This window comes from Thauera aminoaromatica S2 (genome assembly GCF_000310185.1).
Lineage (GTDB): Bacteria > Pseudomonadota > Gammaproteobacteria > Burkholderiales > Rhodocyclaceae > Thauera > Thauera aminoaromatica.
The window spans coordinates 1-2,263 of the sequence record NZ_AMXD01000251.1; the positions used below are offsets into that span (position 1 = coordinate 1).

2 protein-coding genes and 1 pseudogene are annotated in these 2,263 nt (G+C 71.3%); all 3 read right to left on the reverse strand.

The window, feature by feature from the left end; all coding sequences use genetic code 11:
- Nucleotides 1–354 precede the first annotated feature (354 nt).
- Entirely contained in the window at nt 355–963 is a 609-nt protein-coding gene (locus C665_RS19285) for a 2-hydroxychromene-2-carboxylate isomerase (RefSeq protein ID WP_004328262.1), read from the reverse strand.
- A gap of 124 nt (nt 964–1,087) precedes the next feature.
- Entirely contained in the window at nt 1,088–1,969 is an 882-nt protein-coding gene (locus C665_RS19290) for a DMT family transporter (RefSeq protein ID WP_004328264.1), read from the reverse strand.
- A gap of 49 nt (nt 1,970–2,018) precedes the next feature.
- Nucleotides 2,019–2,263 (reverse strand): annotated as a pseudogene (locus C665_RS19295) (DUF6279 family lipoprotein); the annotation flags it as partial.

The window sequence follows — 2,263 nt, forward strand, 5'->3', positions numbered from 1 at the left end:
GTACGAGCAGGAGCAGGCGGGGAAGAAGTAAGACCTGCCGCAAGCCCGCAATCGAGGGCCCTCGGCGAGGCGCCGGCGGGAGCGACGCAAGTCGTGCTCGCGCCCCGATCGCGACTCGCGTCGCTCCCACAAGAAACCGACACGGATCCAGAAACCCCGCCAGGAGCGACGCAAGTCGCGATACGGCCCCCGGACCGGCACCGCAGCCGTCGAACCTCCCGCTCGCGACTCGCGTCGCTCCCAAAAGAAACCGACGCGGATCCCGAAACCCCGGTAGGAGCGACGCAAGTCGCGATACGGCCCCCGGACCGGCGCCGCAGCCGTCGAACCGCCCGCTCGCGACTCGCGTCGCGCCTACCGGCGATCGGCACGGCACGCCCAGGCGAGCGCATCCTCCAGGCGATCGTTGCCCCAGAACAACTCCTCACCGACACGGAAGCTCGGCGCCCCGAACAGGCCCAGTTCGGCTGCGCGCTCGGTCTGGCAGCGCAGCGCGAGCTTGTTGGCATCCGCCTGCGCGCGCGCCATCAGCTCCGCTGCGGGCAGGCCGAGCGCGCCGAGGATCTCGACGATCACCGCCTCCTCGCCGATCTCGCGGTCCTCGGCGAAATTCGCGCTCATCACCGCACGCGCGAAGGGCGCCACCCAGCCCTCCTCCACCCCCACCAGCGCCACCCGCGGGGCGAGCAGGCCGTTGCGCGGGAAGCGGCTGGGGTGGCGGAAGGGCAGGCCCTCCTTCTCCGCCAGACGTTCCAGGTCGCGCCACATGTAGCGCCCCTTGGGCGGGTAGATGTTGAAGGGCGAGTCGTTCCAGCCCAGCGCGAGGAACACCGGCCCGAGCAGGAAAGGCTTCCATTCGATGTCCACGCCGGTCGCGGCCGCTGCGCGCTCGATGCGCATCACCGACAGGTAGGAATAGGTGCTGGCGAACTCGAACCAGAACTCGACGACGGGTCGCGACATGGGGAGGCTCCTCGGAAGACGGTGGACGCCGTCACTATAGGCGATCGCCCCGCGCCCCGCCCCACCGCGGGGCGCCAAGCCCGCACGCGCAAGAGAGTGGAGTGCAGCCGGGCAGCCGGTCACGCTACGACCGGTTCGCCACCCAGATCCCGCTGCCGACGAGGAGGAGCGCGGCGTACACCGCCGGCGTGAGCGGCTCACCGAGGATCAGCCCGCCGGCGAGCACGCCCATCACCGGGGTCAGGAAGGAGAACGAGGACAGGCGCGTGGCCGGATACTCGCGCACCAGCCAGAACCAGGCCAGATACGACACGCCGGCGACGATCGCCGCCTGGAAGAAGAGGTTGGCCCACACCATGGGCGTGGGCGCGAACACGCCCGGCTCGCCCATCGCCAGCGAGAGCGGCGGCAGCACCAGCGCCGACACGCCGAGCTGGTAGAGCAGCGTCTTCTCGGCCGATGCGCGCGCCAGCGCGCTCGCCTTCACGGTCAGCGTGGTCGCCGCCCACAGCAGCGCGGCGCCGAGCAGCATGAGGTCGCCCACCCAGGCGCCCTCGGTGGCGGCGAAGAGGTTCTCGCCGAAGAGCGCGAGCACGCCGACGAAGGCGAGCGCCATGCCCATCCACTGCCGCCTCCGCATGTGCTCCTGCGGCAGCAGCCAGACCGCGCCGAGGGCGACGAAGAAGGGCGCGGTGTACAGGAAGATCACCCCGCGCGAGGCGCTGGTGTGCTGCAGGCCGAGGAAGATCATCGCGAACTCGCCGGCGAACAGCGCCCCGGCGAGCAGGCCGGGCGCGAGGCTGCGGTCGCGCTCGAAGAGCTTCACCCCACGCAGCAGCGCCCAAACGACGACGATCGCCGTGGCGCCGATCGAGCGCAGGCCGGCCTGCCACACCGGCGAGATGCCGGCGCTGGCAAGCTTGATGGCAACCTGCTGGAGGCCCCAGATCGAGCACAGCACCACCATGAGGCCGATGGCGAGACGGTCGAGTTCGGTCTTGTGCATGCGGGAGAGCCCGCACCAGGGCGCGGGCGGCGGTAGACGAAGGGCGCGATTATCGGCCGCCAGCCGCGGAAACGCGAGCCGGTTCGGCGCAGCTTATGCCCGCGAACTGGGTGGCGAGCATGTCGATCTCGTCACGCAGCTGGCGGCGTTGTGCTGCGCTGGACAATGCATGCAGTTCGGCGAGCAGCTCCAGCGTGCGTGCGCGGTTGTGGGCGACCGCCGCGCGATGCTGCGCGCTCCAGCGCGCCTCGCGCGGCGCCAGCGCCTGCGCCAGGCGGGGGGCGAAGGCGCCGG

Bases quoted from the DNA above. Each gene is read 5' to 3' on its own strand.
- C665_RS19285 (WP_004328262.1), bottom strand. From the start codon at position 963: ATGTCGCGACCCGTCGTCGAGTTCTGGTTCGAGTTCGCCAGCACCTAT.
- C665_RS19290 (WP_004328264.1), bottom strand. From the start codon at position 1,969: ATGCACAAGACCGAACTCGACCGTCTCGCCATCGGCCTCATGGTGGTG.